The following is a 21,421-nucleotide window of genomic DNA, read 5'->3' as shown; positions in this document are numbered from 1 at the left end:
CCACGCCAGTCAGCGGAAGTACGGATACTCCTGGACCCAGTGGAAGCCGCGGCTGCGCAACGGGAAATCGTCCAGGTTCACCGAGGTCAGCGCGATCGACACCGGCTGTCCGGCGATAGTGCCGGTCAGCGTCAAACGCTCGGGGTCGGGCCGGTCGAAGCCGAAGCTGCCGATCACCACCGGTCGCTCGGTCATCGTGCTCGGCGGCGCGAGCAGGGCCAGGCTGCGGGCGTCGGAGTCGACCATCGCGAGCACCGGGACCAGCCGGCCGTCCATCCGCTGCACCGCGGCGCCATCGCGATCGAAAACCACCCGCTGCCAACGCACTTCGTCGGTGGTAAGCGGCGGGAGCGACTTGCCGTCCACGCTGAATTCGGTGACCGCCCAGATGCCGTACAGCGGAGGTTCCGGCTTTCCCGCACCCTGTTCGGTCCATCGATCCCAGCCGGTGTAGGCGTTCGATAACAGCAACCACAGCCCGAGCGCGATCTGTGCCGCGGCCGCGAATCGGTTGGCTCGCGCCGTCCGGAACAGCGGAGGCGTCGTCGACGAGCCGGTGGGCCGGTCCAGCACCAGCACGCTCACCAGGCGCCGGACCTCCGGCGCGAGCAGCACCAGGCACAGCAGCACGAGGTGGAACGACAGGATCTTCGCGGGCACGTCGTAGGTCATGTCCAGCACGAACACCTGGGTTGTGCACACCAGGCTCAGCATCGCGCCCACCAGTGCGGTGCGCGGCACGAACAGCAGCACTCCAGCGAGCAGTTCCGCGCAGCCCAGCAGGATTTCGTACGGTTGCGACACCCCGATCTGGTTCCAGAGCACCGCCATGGGGCTGAAGTCCCCGTACGGCTGGATCAGTCGGCTCAGCGGTGTGGGCGGCATCTGCGTCGGGATGGCCTTGGCAATTCCGTACGAGATCATCTGCCCGGCCAGGCACAACCGCAGGAACAGCAGGAACCACGGCTGCACGGCGCGGTAGTCCGGCCGTTTCCGATCCAGCACGCTCCAGATCAGAGTCCCGGCCACCGCAACCACCGCGACGACGAACACCAGCACCCAGAAGTAGGCCTGATCTCCGCTGATGGACGCCGTGTTCGCCGCGACGGAGGCGCCGAACACCCGCGTGCCGGTCCACTCGACGATCGGCCGGAGCGCCCGGGCGACCCCGTAGTTGACCGAGTCGGGCAGCCATTGCCGGGCCATGCCGAGAAACTCCGGCACGATCGACGGATACACCAGGCAGAACAGCCCGAAGTACAGAAGACCGAAGCGGAACGCCACGCGGGTGGCGCCGCTCCAGGGCCGGGTACCGGGATCCACGGCGCTCGCGGCGCCGTCTGCCCGATCGAGGATCGCTTCCGCGGTCACGGCGGTCCCTTTCACTCCCAGTTGACGCAGACCGAAGGTACCGAAAGTTCCGGGACCCGTTCGGGGTTTCGATGGGATCCGCGGACCCGGCGCAGCGGCGCGAGGTCTCGGTCAGCGAAAGTACGGATACTCCTGCACCCAGTGAAATCCGCGGCTGCGCAGCGGGAACGAGTTCAGATCCACCCGATCCAGTGACAGCCGCACCGGCGTCCCGTTCAGCTCGCCGGTCAGCAGCAGCGTGTCCGCGGTGGGCTGGGTGAAGGTGAAACTCGCCAGGCGGTTCGGCGACGCGTCCGGCGATCGCGGCGGCTGCATGAGCACGAGTGTGTGGGCGGTGTCGTCGACCTCCGCCACCACCGGCATGAACGAGTCGTCCATTTTCTGCACGCTCGCGTCGGGCCGGTCGAAGATCACTCGACGCCAGCGGTTCTCGTCGGTGAGCAGCGGCGGCACCGGATGCCCCGCGCTGGTGAACTCCCCGACAGTCCAGATGCCGTAGAGCGGGGGCTTCGGCGCCCCGTTCGTCTCGCGCCATGCCTGCCAGCCGATCTGCGCGGCGCCGATCAGTATCCACAGCCCCAGAGCCACCTGGAGCGCCGCCACGATACGGTTCGCGCGCCGGGACCCGAACAGGGCGGGCTGGGTGGCGGGCTCCGACGGGCGTTCCAGCACGAGCACATTCGCCAATCGCCGGGCCTGCGGCGCCAGAACAACCAGGCAGAGCAGCAGCAAGTGGAACGAGAGGATCTTCACCGGCACGTCGTAGGTCATGTTCAGCACAAAGACCTGCGCCATGCTCACCAGGCTGAGCATCGCGCCGATCGTCGCGGTGCGCGGCACGAACAGCAGCACTCCGCCGAGCACTTCGGCGGTGCCGAGCAGGATCTCGTACGAGTGCGCGGCCCCGACCTGGTTCCACAGCACGGAAGCCGGGCTCATGGTCCCGTACGGCTGTAGCAGCGTGGTGAGCGAGGGCGCGGGCATCTGGGTCGGGATGGCCTTGGCCATGCCGTAGAAGAGCATCTGGCCGCCCAGGCACAGCCGGATGAACAGCACGAACCACGCGCCGAGTGTGGTGTACTCGCGACGGCGTCGATCGAGGACCGACCAGACGACCGTGATCACCGTGGCCGCGATGAGTTCACAGCAGATCAGCACCCAGATGGCGGCTTGATCGCCGCTGCCGGAATCCTCGTGCAGAACGGCTTGGACTCCGAAGACGTGCTCGCCGACCCAGCCGGTCAGCGGGTTCGTCGCACGCATCTGCCACAAAATCGCGCTGTCCGGCAGCCACTTGCTCACGATCCCCGTAAACACGAAGAGGATCTGCGCGAACAGCAGGCAGAACAGCAGCAGATACGCGAAGACGAACCGGAACCCGATCCGGGTCGGCAGGCTCCACGGCCGTCGCTCGACCGCGAGCGGGGCCTCGTCGCTGCGAGAATCCAGGACATTCGTTCCGACCGTGCGCACACAAACCCCTCGCTCGCCAACAGATTTCCGCGAGCCGAAAGTATCCGAATGGATGGTGGGATGACCTCAGGGAAAACCCTGGAGTTCCGCGTACATCTTTCGGCCTACGTGCTGACCCCACCGGCTGATCGCCAATGGTCCCGGTCATCGGGACTCCTGTCCGGTTTTCGCCCATGACGCAACTAGAACGCGTTACAGTCGCGTAACCCGGGCGGGTGGTGCACCCGGGCGGCACGTGTCAGGAGGACAAGATGACCGACGATCCGGACCCGGCACAGCGACAGCAGCTGACCGTCAGCGAACGCGACCTGGACACGCTCGCCGAGAATCTCGCCCGCTGGCTGCATGCGAAGACCGGCGCCGACCACCTGCCCCGGGTCTCCGGCTTATCGCGTCCGCAGTCCGGCGGCATGTCGAGCACGTCGATCCTGTTCGACGCCGAATGGAGCGCCGCGGGGCGCTCGGAGCGCGGGTCGTTCGTCGCGCGGATGGCGCCGGAGGCCGGATCGTTCCCGGTCTTCCAGACCTACGACCTTGCCACGCAGTACCACGTGATGGCGGGCGTGGCCGCGGCCACCGACGTGCCGGTGCCCGAGCTGTGCTGGCTGGAGAACGACGACAAGCCGCTGGGAACACCGTTCTTCGTGATGCGCCGCGTCGACGGCAGGGTGCCCGCGGACAACCCGCCGTACGTCTTCGTCGGCTGGCTGTTCGACGCGAGTCCCGCCGAGCGGCTCCAGCTCACCCACAACACGGTCGAGGTGATCGCGAAGATCCACGACATCCCCGATCCCGCGGCGCGGTTCCCGATGCTGAACGGACCGGGCCAGTCCCTGCGCAGGCACGTCGCGGCGCAACACGCGTGGTACCGGTGGGCGCTCGCCGACGACGGCTTCGCGGTCCCGCTCATCGAACGGAGTTTCGCGTGGCTCGACGAGCACTGGCCCACCGCCCCCGGCCCGGACGTGCTCAGCTGGGGCGACGCACGCCCGGGCAACATCATCTACCACGGGTTCGATCCGGTGGCGGTGCTGGACTGGGAGATGGCCGCGCTCGGGCCGCGTGAACTCGACCTGGCCTGGGTGATCTTCATCCACCGGTTCTTCCAGGACCTGGCCACCCGTTTCGGCCAACCGGGCCTGCCCGACTTCCTCCGCCGCGACGACGTGGTGGCGAAATACCAAGCCCTGACGGGTTATCCGGTGCGCGATCTCGATTTCTACCTCATCTACGCAGCGTTGCGGCACGCCATCGTGATGGCCAGGGTGAAGCGCCGGATGATCCACTTCGGCGAGGACACCGACACGCCGGATCGCGACGACTACGTCATGCACCGGGCCGGCTTGGAAGCGCTGCTCGCCGGAACCTACGAATGGGACTGACCATGCCTGTGCCTTTGGACGAATACCCGATCCACCAGACACCGCTCTCGCTGGCCAGGGTGGCCAGCAGCGATCGGAACTTCTACGACCGCAGCTACTTCAACGCCCACGACCGCGACGGCGGCACCCTGCTGATCACCGGGCTCGGCGTGTACCCCAACCTCGGGGTGACCGACGCCTACGCCGCGGTCCGCCGCGGCGACACGCTGCGGGCGGTGCGGTTCTCCGACGCGCTCGGCGACCGCGGCCTCGACCAGCGCGTCGGCGGCTACCGCGTCGAGGTGCTGGAGCCGCTGCGCCGCATCCGGGTGGTCTGCGACCACGACGACCTGGGCTTCGATCTCACCTGGACCGGCGCCTTCCCCGCCGTGCAGGAACAACCGCACCTGATTCTGGCCGGCAACCGGCCGATCATCGACGCGTCCCGGTTCGCGCAGGTCGGCTCGTGGTCGGGCACGCTGCACGTGGACGGCGACGACATCGCCGTCGACCCGGCGGTGTGGACCGGAACCAGGGACCGCTCGTGGGGCATCCGCCCGGTCGGCGAGACCGAGCCGCCCGGCCGCGCGGCCGCCGAGCCCTCGGGTGGGTTCTGGTGGCTGTACGTGCCGCTGCGTTTCGAGGATTTCGCCGTGGTGGTGATCGTGCAGGAAGAGCCGGACGGCAGGCGCACACTCAACGACGCGACCCGGGTCTGGCCGGACGGGCGCACCGAGCAACTCGGCTGGCCGCGCATCGCGCTCGAGTACCGTTCCGGCACAAGACTTCCCGTCGCGGCCCGGCTGGAGTTGAGCACGCCGGACGGCAAGCCGCTGGAGATCGAGATCACGCCGGGCACCGGCATCCCGCTGCACGTCGGCTGCGGCTACGGCGGCGATCCCGACTGGCAGCACGGTCAGTGGAAGGGCCGGGACTGGTCCTTCGCCAGCCGCTACGACCTGACCGACCCGGCCATCGTCGCCCGCACCCCCTACGGCGTGATCGACCACGTCGCCCACGCCCGCTGCGGCGACGCCGAGGGCTGGGGCCTGTTCGAGCACGCCAGCATCGGCCGCCACGACCCCACCGGCTTCGCCGACTGGGGATCGCTGGCACCGTAGCCGCCGCACCGGTCACGCACCGAACCGAACTTGCCACGGCCCATCACGTGGCTGGAGCGACATGCAACGGCCGAAGCGTGCGTCTCGCCATGGCTCATCGACAGTGCCGCGGCGGATCAGCGCTCAGCGCGCGCCGGCCGCAGCGATTACAACCCCGTTGATCGTCGTCCTCGAGACCAACAACAGACCATCTCCAGCCAACACAGCGGATGCTTCGGCGACGCTCGCGGCACCGGACAAACCAAAACTCAGCGCGCGGCAGCCGCAGCGATCACAACCCCATTGATCGTCGTCTTCGAGACCAGCAGCGGACCATCTCCGGCGAGCAGGGCGGATGCTTCGGCGACGCTCGCGGTGCCGAGCGCGCCCGCGGTGCGTGCGGACGGGTTCGGCACTCGCATGTCGGCGAGTTGCAGAGCGGTGTAGGTGCGAACCGGCACTCCCAAGTCCGCGGCAACGGCTTGCAAGCCGGGTTCGATGGCGCGCCGGTCGATGGTCGCCAAGCAGGCGATGACGTCGTCCTCGCCCAGCGCTTCTCGCAATGCCGCACGGATTCTGGCCTCGTCGGTGCCCGGGCGCATGCCGACGCCGACGGCTAGGTCAGGTCGTGACACGAGCTCGGGCGTAAACCGCTGCCGCCGCGACGAAACGACGTATCGCGTCCGGGTTTCCTGCGGGATGGGTGTGCAGATACGACGCGTGCACATTGCCGACGAGCACGCCCTCACGGATCCGTTCGCCCTCGCTGCCGTGCCACCCCCAGGCGGGCGTCGCCGAGGGGGGCGATAGCAGACGGGTTCGATGGAACTCGTGCCCGCGGACCCGTTCCCCCGCCCGCCACAGCGGCGAGTCGCCTAGGGCGACGGCATCTCGGTAGCCGAGCGTCAGTCGCGGGCCGAACTCGGCGTCGGCGTCGATCACCCCCGCCATCGAATTGCCGTCGAGTGAGCGCGCCAGGTACAGCAGCCCGGCACATTCCGCGTGCACCGGCATCCCGCGCCGCGCGGCCTCGGCCACCGCCCGCAACAGCGGGACGTTCGCCGCCAGCTCAGCCGCATGTTCCTCGGGGAAGCCGCCAGGCAACACCAAACCCGCGGTCGCAGAGGGCAATCCCTGATGCAGCGGATCGAATACGGCCACCCGCGCCCCCGCCGCCGCCAGCAACTCCCGATGCTCGGCATACCCGAATGTGAATGCCGCCCCGCCCGCGACGGCGATCAGCGGTCCCTCCTGATCGACGATGCCACCGGCTGCATCGGGAGCGCTCCCACGATCGAGTGACTTCTCGGCATCTCCCCGCGCGCCACCACCGCGCACCGCCTCGGTATGCCCCCGCACACCACCAAGTGCCGCCTCGCCATCTCCCCGCGCACCACCACTCCTCAGCGCCGCCCCGGCATCTCCCGGCGCACCACCACCAAGTGCCGCCTCGCCATGCCCCCACGCACCACCACCATCGAGCGCCGCCTCGGCATGCCCCCGCGCATCACGACGACTGCGCGTTGCCCGGGCGTATGCCCGCGAGTCAGCACCGCTCATGGTCGCATCAGCGGATGCCAGGGCATCGCCGCCGAGATCGCGCACGGCGGCGGCGGGGTCCCAGGACGGCCCGGTGACCGACGAGCGGGCCAGCGCCGCGATCGCGTGCAGGTCCACATGGGCGGCCACGAGATCCGTCATCGCCGCCACGGCCGCCGTGGCGGCGGGGCCGTGTTCCACGGCGGGAATCAGGCCGAGATGCCGGGAGGGAACTTCCAATTCGGCCATCCGCGGCAGCGATCCGAGCACCGGCAACCCGACCCGGTCGCAGGCCGCCCGCAATACCTGGTCGTGCCGTTCGCTGCCGACCCGGTTCAGGACCACCCCGCCGAGCCGGACACCGCTGTCGAACGTAGCGAACCCGTGCAGCAGGGCCGCGAGGCTCTGACTATGCCCGCGAGCGTCCACCACCAGCACCACCGGCGCGCCGAGCAGACCCGCGACCTGGGCCGTCGACCCCTCCGCCACCGGGCCGGAATGCCGCTCGTCGATCCGCCCGTCGAACAGGCCCATCACGCCCTCGACAACCGCCAGGTCGCACCCCTGCGCACCATGCCGGAACAGCGGCACAACACGTTCCGCCCCCACCAGCACCGGGTCCAGATTTCTCCCTGGCCGCCCCGCCGCCAGCCCGTGATATCCCGGATCGATGTAATCGGGCCCCACCTTGAACGGCGCGACCCGATGCCCCGCCCGCCGCAACGCCCCTACCAAACCGGTAGCGACCGTGGTCTTCCCACTCCCCGACGCCGGAGCCGCCACCACCACCGCCCTCATCCCGTCCCCCGCTCGCCGAGTGGCACACCACGGTGTGGGCATCTCGCAATACGCCGCAGGGATGTGCCACTCGCGATCGAGAACCGGATTACCATTCGATGCCTCGTTGACCTTTGCGGCCCGCGTCCATGGGGTGTTTGAGTTTGGTCATTTCGGTGACGAGGTCGGCGGCTTCGATGAGGGCGGCGGGGGCGTCACGGCCGGTGATGACGACATGTTGGTTGCCGGGACGGTTGACCAGGGTTTCGACCACTTCGGCCAGGTCCACCCAACCCCATTTCAAGGGGTAGGTGAATTCGTCGAGGACATAGAAGCGGTGCTGCTCGGCCTTCAGGCGCCGGGCGATCTCCCGCCAGCCGGCCAGCGCGGCCGCGGCGTGGTCTTCCTCGGTGCTCTGCTTGCGGGTCCAAGACCAGCCTTCGCCCATCTTGTGCCACTCGACCGGCCCGCCCGCACCGCTCTGCTCGTGCAGCGCGCCGAGGGCGCGGAAAGCCGCCTCCTCACCCACTTTCCATTTGGCGCTCTTCACGAATTGGAACACCGCCACGTCGAAGCCCTGATTCCAGGCCCGCAGCGCCATCCCGAACGCGGCCGTCGACTTACCCTTGCCCGGCCCGGTATGCACCGCGAGCACCGGCTGATTGCGCCGTTGCCGCGTGGTCAGCCCGTCGTCGGGAACTGTCTCCGGAACACCCTTGGGCATCGACATCTCCTTGCTGTTGTCGGCTCACTCCGAAACCGGTTCCGGGCCTTCGTGCCGCCCCGCCGCCCGCCGGCGCGGTTGGATCCGCATTCCGCGTCGAAAGGCTCCATCGCCGACCAGTCGGCCGGGCACCACGACCACCGGGTGACGTCAGCACCCCCGCAGCGGCCGAATGCCTTGCGTGCGAGGGCGTTGTCCCGCTGCTCAAGCGGCCCGCACCGGGGCACCGCGCACGCTCCCCGAACTCGCGCGGACGACGCCGGCCACCGACTCTCCGGTCAGCTCGGCCAGTCTCAGGTATCCGCCGCGCAGTTCGCGGGCCAGATCCGCGGCGAGGCCGAGGCGGATCATGCCGCGTTCGCAATCGACCACGATGGACGTGACCGCGTCCTTCGCGAGCAGGGACGCGGCGGCGCGGGCGCGCGGAACCGGATCGGCGCCGCCGGTCGCGCGGCCGTCGGTCAGCAGCACCAGCATCGGCCTGCGGCGCGGGTCGCGCACGCGCTCGCGCCGCACCACCTCCCGCGCCTTCAGCAGTCCGGCCGCGAGCGGAGTCTTCCCGCCGGTGCGCATCCCGGACAACCGCCGCACGGCGATGTCGACCGACGAGGTCGGCGGCAACACGAGTTCGGCGTCCGCGCCGCGCACGGTGACGACGGCGACCTTGTCGCGGCGCTGGTAGGCGTCCCGCAGCAGCGTGACCACCGCCCCGGTGACGGCCGACAGCCGGTCCCGTGCGGCCATGGAGCCGGACGCGTCGACCACGAAGACGATCAGATTGCCTTCTCGCCCCTCGCGATACGCGCCGCGGAGGTCGTCGGCGGCCAGCCGCAACGGCCCCCTGTCACGTCCGCGGGACCGTTGATGGGGGGCGGCGGCGAACACGGTACCGAGCAGATGCAGCCCCGACGCGGGCTCGATGCTCGAGCGTACGACCCGCCCGTGCCGCGACTCGGCGCGCGACCGCCTCCCCGGCGCGCCCTCGCCGACGCCGGGCACCTCCCAGCGTGGCGGCCGACCCGCCGCGGAAACCGGTGCGCCACTGTGCCCTTCGCCCGATCCGCCGCCCGGCCCGTCCGGTGGCGAAGGGTCCTCGGGCCCGCCATCGGGGTTCTCGCCCGATCCGCCCGGTCGCGAAGGGTCCTCGGACCCGCCATCGGGGTTCTCGCCGGAAACGCCGTCCGGTTCCGCGTCGGGCGGCCCCAATTCATCGGTCTGTGCAGATGATTGCTCCTCGCGCCGCGCCTCGTCCGCCGCGTCGCGCATGGCGTCGTCGAGCTGCTGTTCGCTGATGCCGGGCTCGTCGAACGGATCACGCCTGCGCCGGTGCGGCAGCGCCAGTTCCGCGGCGACGCGCACGTCGTTCTCGGTCACCGCGTCGCCACCGCGCCAAGCGGCATGCGCGGTCGCGGCACGCGCGACGACCAGATCGGCGCGCATCCCGTCGACGTCGAACGCGGCGCACAGCGCGGCGATCCGGCGCAACTCCACGTCATCGAGCTCCACCAGGCCGATCCGTTCCCGGGCGGCGAGGATCCGCTCGGCCACCGCGCGGTCGGCCTCGGCGTACCGCGCCGCGAACCCGGCCGGATCGGCCTCGTAGTCCAGCCTGCGGCGCACCACCGCCATCCGCACGTCCACATCTCGGGAAGCTGCCACGTCCACGGTCAGCCCGAACCGGTCCAGCAGCTGCGGGCGCAGCTCGCCTTCTTCCGGGTTCATCGTCCCGACCAGCACGAAACGCGCGGGATGCGAATGCGAGACGCCGTCGCGTTCGATGTGCACCCGGCCCATCGCCGCCGCGTCGAGCAAAACGTCCACCAGATGGTCGTGCAGCAGGTTGACCTCGTCCACGTAGAGCACACCGTGGTGTGCCGCGGCCAGCAGGCCGGGACGGAACGCCTGCTCCCCGTCGCGAAGAACCCGCTCCAGGTCAAGGGAACCGACCACGCGGTCCTCGGTCGCGCCCACCGGCAGCTCCACCAGCCGGGCGGGCCGCGCCCCGGTCTCGTCCACCACCGGCGGCAACAACTGGGCCAGCGCGCGCACCACGGTCGACTTGGCGGTGCCCTTCTCGCCGCGAACCAGCACGCCGCCGATGCCGGGATGCACCGCGCACAGGATCAGCGCCAGTTGCAGCCGCTCCTGTCCGACGACGGCCGAGAAGGGAAACCCGGCCTCACCGTCCGAACCCGGACGCGTTCGGGCGTGCTGGTCGGACATAGGCGCGGTTTCGGCATGGGACACGGACACGCTCCAAACTCTAAAGCGCGCCCCGAGGGACGCCGAGCAGTGCCCTCCCTACGCCCCGCAACCGACCGCATCGCCCGGGAGCCGCCGGCTGTACCACTCACCCAACCTCAGGGAGCGAGTCTTACGAGCGACCGTTCGCGGCCTGGCTCACGTCGGAGCGGGCGAAGCGCATGTGACGCAGTCGCGAGTCTCGCCCGCTCGGACGCGAGCCATAGAGAGGCCGCGCACAACCAGCGCCGCAGGCGCTGGAAATCAGATACAGCGGTGCTTACTCCCCACCCCTGCGCATCGGCACGTGCGCGATGCCGTCTTCGTCGAATTCCTCGCCGTCGACCTTGAAACCGTGCTTGGTGTACAGGTCGACCAGGTAGCTCTGCGCGAACAACCGCACCGTCGCCGAACCGACCTCGGCCAGCGCCGCCTGCAGCAGCCGCGTGGTGTAGCCGTGCCCGCGCGCGGGCGCCGCCGTGCAGAGCCTGCCGATGCGGAAGCTCTTCACCCCGTCCTGGTGCTCCTCGCACAGGCGCAGCGTCGCGATCACCTCGCCCTCGTCATCGAGCCAGAAGTGCCTGGTCTCGGGCAGCAGGTCCTTCCCGTCCAATTCCGGGTAAGCGCATTTCTGTTCGACGACGAAGACTTCGACGCGAAGTTTCAACAGCTGGTAGAGCGTGGCGGTGTCGAGATCCTGCGCCCATGACCGTTTTAGAGCAACCGTTGACATCATCGCGCCTTGCTATCACAACCTAGGCGTTCGCCGCGACCCCCGTGTGCCTCGGCGTGTTGTCGCCACCGTCGACGAGGTTCAGCGCCTTGGATGTCCAATCCCACACTTCGTGGAACAGCGCCGGGTTGTCCGAGAGCTTCACGCCCAGGGAGGGCACCATTTCCTTCAGCTTCGGCGTCCACTCGGCGTACTCCCGCGGGAAGCAGCGCTGCAAGACGTCGAGCATGGCGGTGACGCAGGTCGAGGCGCCCGGCGATGCGCCGAGCAGACCGGCGATGGAGCCGTCCTTCGCGGCGATCACGGCGGTGCCGAACTCGAGCACGCCGCCGACGCCCTTGCGCCGGATCACCTGCACGCGCTGGCCCGCGGTGATCAGCTCCCAGTCCCTGGCCTCGGCCCGCGGGATGAACTCCGACAGTGTGACCACCTTGCCCGCCTCGGACTTCAGCAGCTCGCTGACCAGGTACTTGGTCAGCCCCAGCTCGGTGACGCCGACGCCGAGCAGGGAGAAGATGTTGTTCGGCCGCACCGACTTGAACAGGTCGGTGTTCTTGCCGTCCTTGAGGAACTTCGGCGTCCAGCCCGCGTATGGGCCGAACAGCAGGCCCGGCCTGCCCTTGATCACGCGAGTGTCCAAGTGCGGCACCGACATCGGCGGCGCGCCGACCGCGGCCTTGCCGTAGACCTTGGCCTCGTGCTGCTGGATCAGCGCCGGATTGACGCAGCGGAAGAACTGGCCGCTGACCGGGAATCCGCCGAATCCCTTGGCTTCTTTGATATTCGCCTTCTGCAGCAGTGGCAGCGCGCCGCCGCCCGCGCCGACGAATACGAATTTGCTGATCAGCGTGCGGGTTTCGCGGGTGCGGACGTTGCGGACGGTGACCAGCCAGGATCCGTCGGACCGCTTGGACAGGTCGCGCACCTCGTGGCCGAAGGCCAGGTCGGCGCCGGTGGCGCCGAGGTAGGCGAGCAACTCCTGGGTGAGCGCGCCGAAGTCGATGTCCGTGCCGCCGTCGGTCCAGTTCAGCGCCACCGGCTCGGAGAAGTCCCGGCCGCGCGTCATCAGCGGCAGGCGCCGGGCGAACTCGTCGGGGCTGTCGATGTACTCCATGCCCTCGAACAGCGGGTGCGGCGCCAGCGCCTCGTACCGCTTGCGCAGGTACGCCACGTTGTCGGCGCCGTGCACGAAGCTGACGTGCGGAACCGGGTTGATGAAGCCGGAGGGGTCGCCGAGGATGCCGTTCTCCACGCCGTAGGACCAGAACTGGCGGGAGACCTGGAAGCGCTCGTTGATGTCGACGGCCTTGGTGATGTCCACCGAACCGTCGGGGTTCTGCGGGCTGTAGTTCAGCTCACACAGAGCGGAATGTCCGGTGCCCGCGTTGTTCCACGGGTCGCTGCTCTCCGCCGCGGCGGCGTCGAGCCGCTCGAACAGGGAGATCGACCAGTCCGGCTGCAGCTGCCGCAGCAGCGCGCCGAGGGTGGCGCTCATGATGCCGGCACCGATGAGTACTACATCGGTCTTTTCAGTGAGGGCAGCGTTCGGCACGGGTAGATCGACTTCCTTGTCCTTCTGCGCGGGCCCACCGGGTGGGTGGACCTGCCTGGGCACGGTGTGTGGTTGTCCTCGGGTCCGGCTCCGCCGTTCCCGAACTGCATGGCGGGAGTTAGGTTACCCGCCGTTCACCTAGGCCCAATTGTGCACCTCACCACCCTCTCGGCACGCGACCAGCCTGCCGAATGTGCGGAATGCGACAGAGATCGTCGTCACTTCCCCCGCAGTGCGGTCGCAACGGTCTGTCGGCGCGCGGCGCCGTCCAATACATTGGTCGCGTGACGAACGAACAGTCGCTTGCCGAGCCGGTCAGCACCTCTCCGGATGGCGGAGGCTGGCGCCCCGACGTCCTGGGCGGGAACTACCAGCAGCGCACGCTCCCGCTGGGCCCCGATCCCGACGGCGAAGGCGACGTGGTCGCCACGCTGGTGCGCTACGTGCCCTCCGGTGCCGTCGAGCAGACCGCGGGCGCGGTGCTCTACGTCCACGGATTCACCGATTACTTCTTCCAGGAGCACCTCGCCGAGCACTTCGCCCAGCGAGGGTTCCAGTTCTACGCGCTCGATCTGCGCAAGTGCGGCCGCTCACTGCGGGACGGGCACACGCCGCACTATGTGACGGATCTCGCTTTCTACGACCGGGAACTGGACGAGTCGTTGCGGATCGTGCGGGCCGAGACCGGTGCGCCGGTGGTCATCAACGCGCACTCCACCGGGGGGTTGGTCGCGTCGCTGTGGCTGGACCGGCTCAACCGCACCCGGGGAACGGCCGCCGCGGGAATCACCGGAGTGGTGCTCAACAGCCCGTGGTTCGACCTGCAAGGGCCGGCGTACTACCGGACCATCGGAACGCGGTTCGTCAAGGCCGTGGGGCGGTTCCGGAAGATGGTCGAGTTGCCCGGGGGCAAGGTCAGCACCTACGGCGACAGCCTGCACCGATCGGTGTCCGGCGAGTGGGACTACAACCTGGACTGGAAGCCGCTGGAGGGCTTTCCGGTCCGGCTCGGCTGGTTGCGCGCCATCCGTAACGGCCACGCGCGGCTGCACGAGGGCCTCGATATCGGCGTGCCGTCGCTGATCCTGCGCTCCCGGATAACCAAGTTCGCCCGGCGGTACGGTCCCGCCGTGGACGTGGCCGACGCGGTGCTCGACGTCAAGCAGATCCAGCGCTGGTCGGGCTGCCTGGGCGACCGCACCAATATGGTGCCGATCGACGGCGCCAAGCACGACGTCTTCCTGTCCGGCCCTCCGGCGCTGGCTCAGGCGTTCACCGAGTTGGACAGCTGGCTGGACTGGCTGGCGGGCTACCAGGCCGCTCGTGAGCAGTCACCAGAGGCTGGTGCGTAGCACGATCTCGGTGGCCAGCTCGTGGTCGGCTTCGGTCGCCACGTTGGTCACGTCGATCTCGATCACCCGGAACTCGCCGTAGACGAGCCGCCCGGACGCGTCGGCCACCGAGCGCGGCAGGCCCTTGGTGACCAGCAGCGTGGTCGGAACCTCCACCGGACCCGTGGTCTCGTCCAGGACCGTGCCGTCGGGGCCGGCAGCGGCCGGATGGCCGCGGTCGGCGACCACGAGGCTCTGGAACCGGCCGAAGCCGCGTGCGCACGCCTGCCAGGCCAGCACGGCGCCCGCACCGCGTCCGGCGACGTTCACCCACGGCAGCCCGAGTTCGTCCAGGATCGCGGTCACACCGGCCGCGTTCAGGCCCTCGATCGACTCCACCGCGAAGGTGCGCAGGTCCGAGGTGTGCAGGCGGGCGCAGACCTGGTCGTAGACGTCCGCCGGATCACCCGCGTCGGGCAGCAGCAGCACGCTGTGCCGGGACTGCGGCCCGTCGATCCGCACGGTCCACGCCCGGTCACCTACCGTGATCCGCCGAGATTCCATGCCGAATCACGCTACACGGATGACCGCGCGGCGGGCGCGTGTTGGGGGCCGCACTCAGGCGAGCAGCCGCATTCCGGCCCGCTCACCTGCATTGTGATCGAAGGTGACGGTCAGCTCACATCCCGCTTCCTGACCGAGCTGCTGGATCAGCGCGTCGGCGAAGTCCGCGCCGTCGGCGGCCCGGCGCAGCGCCTGCCGCACGGTGTCGGCGCGCTCGACCACGATCTCGCTGGAGTCGAGCAGGCCGAGCAGCACATCGGTGACGGCTTCGGGGTCCTGTTTGTAGCCGCGGCGCAGGACCCAGTGGATCTCGGCGAGCACGATCATCGTGACGTAGCCGGGCCTGCTCTCACTGAGCCCGTCGATCACCTGGTTGGCCCGCGCGGACTGTTCCGGGTCGTCCTGGGTGAGGTAGCGGATGAGCACGTTCGCGTCCAGACCGATCATCACCGCTTGCCCTCCACCACGTTGCCCGCGATCGCCTCGTTCATCTCGGCAAGGCCGATCGGCGAGCCGGACCAGCCGACGATGCCCTTCAGCGACTTGATCGTGCGCGTCTCCGGCACCAGCTCGTAGGTGCCGGTCGGCGTGGGCACGAAGGCGACCCGCACACCGGCGCGCAGCCCCATCGCGACGCGCACGTCGATCGGGATGGTGATCTGTCCTTTGCTGGTCACGGTCGCCGACACGATGCTTCCCCCTCGGCTGTTGGGCTTCTTGTCCGTCGCCATATTCCTCACCCGACCGTGATCGTTCGCTGCGATCGGCCCCGCCTTACCTGGGGCCGGATTCCTTACGGCAAGGTAAGGCGCGGGATGCGCGGCGTCAACCGATACGGTCACCAGCGAGAACAGCGCCGGTGGACAAGATCGGCAGATCGGCGGTCGCACCCTCGATGAGGAGACGCTCGATCGCCGCGACATCGAGATGGTCTTCGACCAACCCGGCTATCAGATCGATCTGCGCGGCCCGCACGGCGGCCACCGAAACGTCTTCGGCCACAACGAAACCCGTTCGCCCGGCGGCCGCGGCCACCGTGCGCAGCCAGCTGCGCCGCAATTCGTCCGACTCCAGCAACCCGTGCAGATGGGTGCCCCACACCGCCCCGCGCACGCTGCCCTCCGGCTCGCAGTCGACCGTGAGCCAGGGCGAGTCGCCCCGGTGTGTCACGCGGCCGTGGTGGATCTCGTATCCGCCCACTGGGATTCCCGCCGCATGTCCTGCACTGCGGCGCAAGACCTTCGGCTCGGCGAATTCGATGGTGAGGTCGAGCAGCCCCAGTCCGTCCACCTCGCCCTCGCCGGACTCCACCCGGTCCAGGATGCGGGTACCGAGCATCTGGTACCCGCCGCAGATCCCCAGGATCGGACCGCCCGCGGCGGCGCGTGCGCGCAGCGCATCGGCGATACCGGTGCGCCGCAACCACCCCAGGTCCGACACGGTCGCCTTGCTGCCCGGCACGATCACCAGATCCGCGCCCGCGAGCCGGGAAGGCTCGCTCACCCAGCGCACCGCGACGCCCGGTTCGCAGGCAAGCGCCTCGATGTCGGTGGAGTTGGAGATGCGCGGCAGCCGGATCGCGGCGACGGTCAGCCATTCGGTGCCCATCGGCGGGCGCGGGCGGCCCACCGGCGCGTCGGCGAGGGTGCCGAGCGAGTCCTCGGCGTCGATCCAGAGGCCCTCGGCGTACGGGAGCACTCCGAGGGTCGGGCGACCGGTGAGCTCGGTGAGCCGGTCCAAACCGGGCCGCAGCAGCTGCTGGGCACCGCGGAACTTGTTGACGACGAAGCCCGAGATCAACTTCTGGTCTTCGGGCTCGAGGATCGCCAGGGTGCCGAACAGGTGGGCCAGCACGCCGCCGCGGTCGATGTCGCCGACCAGCAGCACCGGCAGCCGTGCCGCCCGCGCGAGGCCCATGTTCGCCAGATCCGTCGCGCGCAGGTTGATTTCGGCGGGCGATCCGGCGCCCTCGCAGATCACCACATCGAATTCGGCGCGCAGCGCGGCGAGTTCGGCGGCCACGACGGCGCGCAGCTCCCGGCGGTGGCGGAAGTAGTCCTCCGCCCCGACCGTGCCGACAGCCGTACCCCGCACCACGAGCTGCGAACGCCGGTCGCTGCCGGGCTTGAGCAGGACCGGATTGAAGCGGACGCTCGGTTCGAGCCCGCATGCTTGCGCCTGCAACGCCTGCGCCCGGCCGATCTCCCCGCCGTCGAGCGTGACGACGGAGTTGTTGGACATGTTCTGCGCCTTGAACGGCGCGACACGTACACCGCGCCGGGCCAGCATCCGGCAGATCCCGGCCACCACGACGCTCTTACCCGCGTCGGAGGTCGTACCCGCGACCAGCAGCGCGCCCTTCATCGCACCACACCCGGGACGCTCGCCGACCGGGTAACCCAAGTATCCGAATGGTGAAGTGGACCAGCCGAACTCGCGAACGACCACCCGAGACGGACCCAGACCGTACCTCGGGTCACGGCAGGGTCAGGATCTCGGCCCCCGACTCGGTCACGACCAGGGTGTGCTCGAACTGCGCGGTCCACTTGCGGTCCTTGGTGACGACGGTCCAGCCGTCGTCCCAGATCTCGTAATCGATGCCGCCGAGGTTGATCATCGGCTCGATGGTGAACGTCATGCCCGGTTCGATGACGGTCTCCACCGCGGGCTGGTCGTAGTGCAGCACGACCAAGCCGCTGTGGAACGTGGGTCCGACGCCGTGGCCGGTGAAGTCGCGCACCACGCCGTAGCCGAAACGGTTGGCGTAGGCCTCGATGACCCGCCCGATCACGTTGAGCGCGCGGCCCGGCCGCACCGCCTTGACGGCCCGCATGGTGGCCTCCTCGGTGCGCTCGACGAGCAGGCGCACCTCCTCGGCGACGTCACCGGCGAGGAAGGTCTTGTTGGTGTCGCCGTGTACGCCGTGGATATAGGCCGTGACATCGATGTTGACGATGTCGCCGTCCTCGATCACGGTGGAGTCCGGGATGCCGTGGCAGATCACCTCGTTCAGCGAGGTGCAGCAGGATTTCGGAAATCCCTTGTAGCCCAGGGTCGACGGATACGCGCCGTGGTCGCACAGGTACTCGTGCGCGATGCGGTCCAGTTCGTCGGTGGTGACGCCCGGCGCGACCGCCTTGCCCGCCTCCTCCAGGGCCTGCGCGGCGATCTTGCCCGCGATCCGCATCTTCTCGATCGTCTCCGCCGTCTGCACCCAGGGCTCGCGCCCCTCGTTGGCGGTCTTCTTCCACGCGTACTCCGGGCGCTCGATCGCGCGCGGGACTTCACGGGTGGGCGACAGCGTGCCGGGAACGAGCGGCTTGCGGGTGCGGACAGACATAGCGAACAGCGTAATCGGCCGGTCGGGCCGACGCCGAAGGCCAGCCGGAATAGTCTCGGACCACGGTCCGTTTAGATTGTTGGTTGACATCGAAACAACTCGGAAAGAGGCTCGAACCGTGGAACTGGGACTCACGACGTTCGCCGAGCTCTACCCCGTCGGGGACCGGCCCGCACCGACGGCGGCCCAGCGGCTGCGTGAAGTGGTCGAGGAGGCCGTCGCCGCCGAGCGCGCCGGACTCGACGTGTACGGCGTCGGCGAGCACCACCGCAAGGACTTCGCCGCCTCATCCCCCGCCGTCGTGCTCGCGGCGATCGCGGCCCGCACCGAGCGGATCCGGCTCACCAGCGCGGTCAGCGTGTTGAGCTCGGACGATCCGGTCCGGGTCTACCAGGACTTCGCCACGCTGGACGGCCTGTCCGAGGGCCGCGCGGAGCTGATGGCCGGGCGCGGCTCGTTCACCGAATCGTTCCCGCTGTTCGGCTACGACCTGGCCGACTACGACGAACTGTTCGACGAGAAGCTGGCGCTGCTGCTGCGCATTCGCCAGAACGAGCCGGTCACCTGGAGCGGCAAGTTCCGTCCGCCGCTGCGCGACACCGTCGTCTACCCGCGCACCGACCATCGGCCGCTGCCGGTCTGGATCGCGGTGGGCGGCAGCCCGGAGTCGGTGATCCGTGCCGGACTGCTCGGGCTTCCGCTGGCCATCGCGATCATCGGCGGACAGCCCGCCCGGTTCAAGCCGCTGATCGAGCTCTACCACCGGGCTCTGGAACAGGGCGGCCACCCGAGACAGGCGGTCGCGGTGCACGCGCACGGCTATGTCGCGGACACCGACGAACAAGCCGTCGCCGACTTCTACGAGCCGTACGCGCTGGCGATGAGCACCATCGGGCGCGAGCGGGGATGGGGTCCCATGACCCGCGCCCAGTTCGACGCATTGCGCGCACCCGCAGGCTCGCTGTTCGTCGGTACGCCCGACTACGTCGCCGACAAGGTCGCCGCGGTCGGCGAAACACTCGGACTGGACCGCTTCATGCTGCACACCAGCGTGGGCACACTGCCGCACGAAAAGGTTTTGCACACCATCGAACTGCTCGGCGCGAAGGTCGCCCCGCACCTTGCTGCCATCGTGGAGTGATTGCCGCGCAACGGGAGTGGCGGGCGTGCCGCGCCAGTCGACCGCGCGGCACGCCGGGCACGGCGCCCCGTTGCGCCCGCCGTCACAGCGCCGGTGATCTGATCACTGCTCGGGCAGGCGTCGGCGACCACCGGCCACGTCGGTTACCAGATCAGTGTATCCGTCGACGAGTTCGGCCAGCTGGTACCAGTGTTTATGGGTGTTGTCGCTGCGCGCGCCTTCGCTATCGATGACCTGATTCGCGTCCACCCAGCTACGCGCCATCCGGTCCACCACCGCGCCGAGGCTTTCGGTGTGCAGTGAGGCCCCGTTGCGGTGCTGCGGCATCTCCTGTGCCACCCAGTCGTTGATGTCGTCGACGAGTTCTCTGCGCCGGCAGTCGATTTCGGCGATGAGGGCGATGTCCTTCAGCTCGGCGCGACGCTGATGTAGCTCGGCGAGCGCGTGTGCGGACCGTAGCAGTTCCCGATCTTGGAAACGGCGTCCTTGGAAGGCACACAGTAGTTGCGGCGCGGTCGGCAATGCGCCGACCGTCGGCGCGCTCACCGCCCTACTCCGAGTTCACCCGACACGAACGCTCTTTGTACCAACATAATTGGCTCTCGATTCGGTTATCCCGGTCATCGGATCGGTTGTCACAACAAGGATAGCGGGATAGTGCACGTACAGATGCACGAACGCAAGATTGCGTCCGCCTTTCTGCGGTAAAGGCCTCCTGACGACGCTCGATGCCAGAAGCCGTCGAGCACAATCGATTTCGGCGTCCTTCGGGGCGACCCTCAAAGCTCGGTCAGCGCGGCCAGCAACGTCAGCGCGGGCAGCGTGCCCTGCATGACGGCACCCCTGGCGAACCGGCGGTCGTGCGCGACCAGAACGACCGCGGCCGCCAGCATCGACCCGCATCCCGTCGACACCAGCGCCCAGCCCGCCTCCGGGACCGGCCGCAGCAGCGCCACCCCCACCAGCGTCGTCACCGCGAGGAACAGGTTGTAGAAGCCTTGATTGAACGCCCACGGCCGCGCCGCGGGCATCTCGCCTTCGGACATCTGAAAGATCCCCTTGTACACCTTGGGATCGGTGAACCGCACGGACTCCAGGACGAAGATGCCGACGTGTAGCAGGGCGGCCGCGACCGCCAGTGCCTGGACAACCCAGAGCATGTGACCTCCTCACGCAGTGAACCGGCCGGAGGACATCGGCGGCGATCGCGGATCATGCGGCGAGCCGACGCGGACGGCCTGGGCGACTCCGGTATGCCGACGCGCATCCTATGGCCCGGCCCGCGTCGCCCTCCGGAACGCACCGCCGACACGCCGCGGCTCACGCCGCCTCTTACAGCCCGAATACCCGACGCGCGTTGCCGTCGAGATACAGCTCGCGTGTCTCGTCGTCGAGGCCTAGAGCATCGAGCCCGTCGAGCGCGTGTTGCGGAAAGATCATCGGGTAGTTCGTACCGAACAACACCTTTCGGCGGCCGCTGCCCGACTTCAGGTATGAGACCAGCTCCGCCGGAAGACGTTTCGTCGTGTACGCCGACGTGTCGATGACGACGTTCTCGTGCTTGCGCGCGACGGCGATCATTTCCTCCGTCCACGGATAGCCGATATGTCCGCACACGATCGTCAGTTCCGGGAAGTCGAGCGCGACCTGATCGATATACGGGATGGGACGGCCGGTCTCCGACGGCCGCAGCGGACCGGTGTGCCCCACCTGCGTACAGAACGGGAGCCCCAGGTCGACACAGGCCGCGAACAGCGGATAGAAGCGCCGGTCGGTCGGCGGAAGCTCCCACAACCACGGCAGCACCCGCAAACCCTTGAATCCTTGTCCGGCGCGGCGGCGCAGTTCCCGCACCGCCTCCATCGGCCTGCGCAGATCCACCGACGCGAGCGGAAACAGGCGCTCCGGCGCCTCGGCGGCCCATGCCGCGACCTCGTCGTTGGAGATGAGAACGCCGTCCGGCGCGTGCCAGGCCGAGATCAGCGCCTGGTCGACTCCCGCGGCGTCCATCGCGTCCAAGGTGACCGTCAGCGGGATGTCGCCGGTCGGGATCGTGTCACCGGTCCAGCGCCGGAGTGAGGCGAACATGTCGTGGGCGAGGAATCTCTGAGTGGGGTGTTGCGCCCAGACGTCGATGGTCATGTGCGTGATCCTGTTCGTCGCATCGGGATGGA

Annotated in this window: 20 protein-coding genes; 4 read left to right on the top strand and 16 right to left on the bottom strand. The window is 69.0% G+C overall.

All coding sequences use genetic code 11. The annotated features are described in order from the left end of the window. Positions 1-9: 9 nt before the first annotated feature. Entirely contained in the window at positions 10-1,371 is a 1,362-nt protein-coding gene (locus tag IU459_RS03560) for a DoxX family protein (protein WP_324198723.1), read from the bottom strand. Positions 1,372-1,482: 111 nt separating this feature from the next. Then, positions 1,483-2,844, bottom strand: coding sequence for a DoxX family protein (locus IU459_RS03555; RefSeq protein WP_324198722.1), 1,362 nt, complete (start codon positions 2,842-2,844; stop codon positions 1,483-1,485). A 251-nt stretch (positions 2,845-3,095) separates the two neighbouring features. On the opposite strand from IU459_RS03555, the gene IU459_RS03550 reads away from it, so the two are divergent. Beyond that, positions 3,096-4,226 carry a phosphotransferase family protein gene (locus tag IU459_RS03550; protein WP_195127981.1) on the top strand — a complete coding sequence of 377 codons (1,131 nt, stop codon included), beginning with the start codon at positions 3,096-3,098 and terminating at the stop codon, positions 4,224-4,226. A gap of 2 nt (positions 4,227-4,228) precedes the next feature. Continuing rightward, entirely contained in the window at positions 4,229-5,326 is a 1,098-nt protein-coding gene (locus IU459_RS03545) for a hypothetical protein (protein WP_195127980.1), read from the top strand. 248 nt (positions 5,327-5,574) lie between these two features. Here the strand turns inward: IU459_RS03545 and IU459_RS03540 are convergent, their stop codons facing one another. From IU459_RS03540 to mqo, 6 genes are all read right to left on the bottom strand, one after another. After that, the gene (locus tag IU459_RS03540; RefSeq protein ID WP_324198721.1) at positions 5,575-5,940 is read right to left on the bottom strand and encodes a cobalamin biosynthesis protein; all 366 of its coding nucleotides are present in this window, start codon (positions 5,938-5,940) and stop codon (positions 5,575-5,577) included. Further along, on the bottom strand, positions 5,927-7,642 hold the full coding sequence (locus tag IU459_RS03535; protein WP_195127978.1) for a cobyrinate a,c-diamide synthase: 1,716 nt from the start codon (positions 7,640-7,642) through the stop codon (positions 5,927-5,929). Before IU459_RS03535 ends, IU459_RS03540 begins: the two co-directional genes overlap by 14 nt. Before the next feature lie 88 nt (positions 7,643-7,730). Next, entirely contained in the window at positions 7,731-8,345 is a 615-nt protein-coding gene (cobO, locus tag IU459_RS03530) for a cob(I)yrinic acid a,c-diamide adenosyltransferase (protein WP_195127977.1), read from the bottom strand. Between the two features lie 204 nt (positions 8,346-8,549). Continuing rightward, on the bottom strand, positions 8,550-10,568 hold the full coding sequence (locus IU459_RS03525; protein WP_195128177.1) for a VWA domain-containing protein: 2,019 nt from the start codon (positions 10,566-10,568) through the stop codon (positions 8,550-8,552). A gap of 298 nt (positions 10,569-10,866) precedes the next feature. Beyond that, positions 10,867-11,322 carry a GNAT family N-acetyltransferase gene (locus IU459_RS03520; RefSeq protein ID WP_195127976.1) on the bottom strand — a complete coding sequence of 152 codons (456 nt, stop codon included), beginning with the start codon at positions 11,320-11,322 and terminating at the stop codon, positions 10,867-10,869. 19 nt (positions 11,323-11,341) lie between these two features. Beyond that, on the bottom strand, positions 11,342-12,871 hold the full coding sequence (gene mqo / locus IU459_RS03515; RefSeq protein WP_195128176.1) for a malate dehydrogenase (quinone): 1,530 nt from the start codon (positions 12,869-12,871) through the stop codon (positions 11,342-11,344). 284 nt (positions 12,872-13,155) lie between these two features. Here mqo and IU459_RS03510 point away from each other — a divergent pair, with 284 nt between their 5' ends. Further along, positions 13,156-14,223, top strand: a complete 1,068-nt coding sequence (locus IU459_RS03510; protein WP_324198720.1) for an alpha/beta hydrolase — start codon at positions 13,156-13,158, stop codon at positions 14,221-14,223. Here the strand turns inward: IU459_RS03510 and IU459_RS03505 are convergent. From IU459_RS03505 to map, 5 genes are all read right to left on the bottom strand, one after another. Beyond that, a complete protein-coding gene (locus tag IU459_RS03505; protein WP_195127974.1) occupies positions 14,203-14,766 on the bottom strand; it encodes an alpha/beta hydrolase in 564 nt (187 codons plus the stop codon). The two genes, IU459_RS03510 and IU459_RS03505, sit on opposite strands and share 21 nt — an antisense overlap. A 54-nt stretch (positions 14,767-14,820) precedes the next feature. Further along, the gene (locus tag IU459_RS03500; protein ID WP_067472047.1) at positions 14,821-15,213 is read right to left on the bottom strand and encodes a PIN domain-containing protein; all 393 of its coding nucleotides are present in this window, start codon (positions 15,211-15,213) and stop codon (positions 14,821-14,823) included. After that, a complete protein-coding gene (locus IU459_RS03495; RefSeq protein ID WP_228837287.1) occupies positions 15,213-15,497 on the bottom strand; it encodes an AbrB/MazE/SpoVT family DNA-binding domain-containing protein in 285 nt (94 codons plus the stop codon). The genes IU459_RS03500 and IU459_RS03495 overlap by 1 nt, the downstream gene beginning before the upstream one ends. A gap of 94 nt (positions 15,498-15,591) precedes the next feature. Continuing rightward, positions 15,592-17,130 (bottom strand): cobyric acid synthase, encoded by a 1,539-nt coding sequence (locus tag IU459_RS03490; protein WP_195128175.1) that lies wholly within the window; start codon positions 17,128-17,130, stop codon positions 15,592-15,594. Between the two features lie 112 nt (positions 17,131-17,242). Then, positions 17,243-18,106, bottom strand: coding sequence for a type I methionyl aminopeptidase (gene map, locus IU459_RS03485; protein WP_195127973.1), 864 nt, complete (start codon positions 18,104-18,106; stop codon positions 17,243-17,245). A 118-nt stretch (positions 18,107-18,224) separates the two neighbouring features. Between map and IU459_RS03480 the strand changes: the two genes are divergently transcribed. Continuing rightward, positions 18,225-19,247 carry an LLM class flavin-dependent oxidoreductase gene (locus tag IU459_RS03480; protein WP_195127972.1) on the top strand — a complete coding sequence of 341 codons (1,023 nt, stop codon included), beginning with the start codon at positions 18,225-18,227 and terminating at the stop codon, positions 19,245-19,247. 102 nt (positions 19,248-19,349) lie between these two features. On the opposite strand, the gene IU459_RS03475 is transcribed toward IU459_RS03480, so the two are convergent. The 3 genes from IU459_RS03475 to IU459_RS03465 all read right to left on the bottom strand — a co-directional run bounded on the left by IU459_RS03475 (position 19,350) and on the right by IU459_RS03465 (position 21,389). Continuing rightward, positions 19,350-19,709, bottom strand: coding sequence for a DUF4254 domain-containing protein (locus tag IU459_RS03475; RefSeq protein ID WP_195128174.1), 360 nt, complete (start codon positions 19,707-19,709; stop codon positions 19,350-19,352). 317 nt (positions 19,710-20,026) lie between these two features. Next, complete coding sequence (locus IU459_RS03470; RefSeq protein ID WP_195127971.1) at positions 20,027-20,407, bottom strand: DUF1304 domain-containing protein; 381 nt, start codon at positions 20,405-20,407, stop codon at positions 20,027-20,029. Positions 20,408-20,579: 172 nt separating this feature from the next. Then, positions 20,580-21,389, bottom strand: coding sequence for an amidohydrolase family protein (locus IU459_RS03465; protein WP_195127970.1), 810 nt, complete (start codon positions 21,387-21,389; stop codon positions 20,580-20,582). Positions 21,390-21,421: the final 32 nt, after the last annotated feature.

Source organism: Nocardia amamiensis, from assembly GCF_015477605.1.
GTDB lineage: Bacteria > Actinomycetota > Actinomycetes > Mycobacteriales > Mycobacteriaceae > Nocardia > Nocardia amamiensis_A.
The sequence above is the reverse complement of the archived record's forward strand: the minus strand, read 5'-3'. Positions and strand labels throughout refer to the sequence as shown.

What these genes read in the sequence shown, in the direction of transcription:
- IU459_RS03520 (WP_195127976.1), bottom strand. Translation starts at nt 11,322, where the DNA reads ATGATGTCAACGGTTGCTCTAAAACGGTCATGGGCGCAGGATCTCGAC.
- IU459_RS03470 (WP_195127971.1), bottom strand. Translation starts at nt 20,407, where the DNA reads ATGCTCTGGGTTGTCCAGGCACTGGCGGTCGCGGCCGCCCTGCTACAC.
- IU459_RS03535 (WP_195127978.1), bottom strand. Translation starts at nt 7,642, where the DNA reads ATGAGGGCGGTGGTGGTGGCGGCTCCGGCGTCGGGGAGTGGGAAGACC.
- IU459_RS03525 (WP_195128177.1), bottom strand. Translation starts at nt 10,568, where the DNA reads ATGTCCGACCAGCACGCCCGAACGCGTCCGGGTTCGGACGGTGAGGCC.
- cobO (WP_195127977.1), bottom strand. Translation starts at nt 8,345, where the DNA reads ATGCCCAAGGGTGTTCCGGAGACAGTTCCCGACGACGGGCTGACCACG.
- IU459_RS03495 (WP_228837287.1), bottom strand. Translation starts at nt 15,497, where the DNA reads ATGGCGACGGACAAGAAGCCCAACAGCCGAGGGGGAAGCATCGTGTCG.
- IU459_RS03550 (WP_195127981.1), top strand. Translation starts at nt 3,096, where the DNA reads ATGACCGACGATCCGGACCCGGCACAGCGACAGCAGCTGACCGTCAGC.
- IU459_RS03490 (WP_195128175.1), bottom strand. Translation starts at nt 17,130, where the DNA reads ATGAAGGGCGCGCTGCTGGTCGCGGGTACGACCTCCGACGCGGGTAAG.
- IU459_RS03545 (WP_195127980.1), top strand. Translation starts at nt 4,229, where the DNA reads ATGCCTGTGCCTTTGGACGAATACCCGATCCACCAGACACCGCTCTCG.
- IU459_RS03500 (WP_067472047.1), bottom strand. Translation starts at nt 15,213, where the DNA reads ATGATCGGTCTGGACGCGAACGTGCTCATCCGCTACCTCACCCAGGAC.
- IU459_RS03505 (WP_195127974.1), bottom strand. Translation starts at nt 14,766, where the DNA reads ATGGAATCTCGGCGGATCACGGTAGGTGACCGGGCGTGGACCGTGCGG.
- IU459_RS03465 (WP_195127970.1), bottom strand. Translation starts at nt 21,389, where the DNA reads ATGACCATCGACGTCTGGGCGCAACACCCCACTCAGAGATTCCTCGCC.
- map (WP_195127973.1), bottom strand. Translation starts at nt 18,106, where the DNA reads ATGTCTGTCCGCACCCGCAAGCCGCTCGTTCCCGGCACGCTGTCGCCC.